The organism is Onishia niordana, assembly GCF_004798965.1.
Classification (GTDB): domain Bacteria; phylum Pseudomonadota; class Gammaproteobacteria; order Pseudomonadales; family Halomonadaceae; genus Onishia; species Onishia niordana.
This window is the reverse complement of sequence record NZ_SDSD01000151.1, coordinates 1-246: the sequence shown is the minus strand read 5'-3', so window position 1 is coordinate 246 and position 246 is coordinate 1. Positions and strand designations below refer to the sequence as shown.

The window sequence follows — 246 nt, the reverse complement described above, 5'->3', positions numbered from 1 at the left end:
AAGCACTCCGTGTTTTGGCTTATGCTTACAAACCTTTGGCGCAAGACAAAGAAGTTCTGGATTTGGAAGATGAAAATGACTTGATCTTGATTGGTTTAACAGCCATGATTGACCCACCACGTGAAGCTGTTTATGATTCAATTGCGGAAGCGAAAAAAGCAGGTATCCGTACAGTGATGATTACGGGTGACCATAAAACAACAGCGCGTGCGATTGGGCAAGATATCGGTCTCTTTGGGGAAAACG

Annotated in this window: 1 protein-coding gene; it reads left to right on the top strand. The window is 43.9% G+C overall.

All coding sequences use genetic code 11. The annotated features are described in order from the left end of the window. Positions 1 to 246: HAD family hydrolase (locus tag ETC27_RS18300; protein WP_136256090.1), on the top strand; the 246-nt coding region annotated here is incomplete at both ends.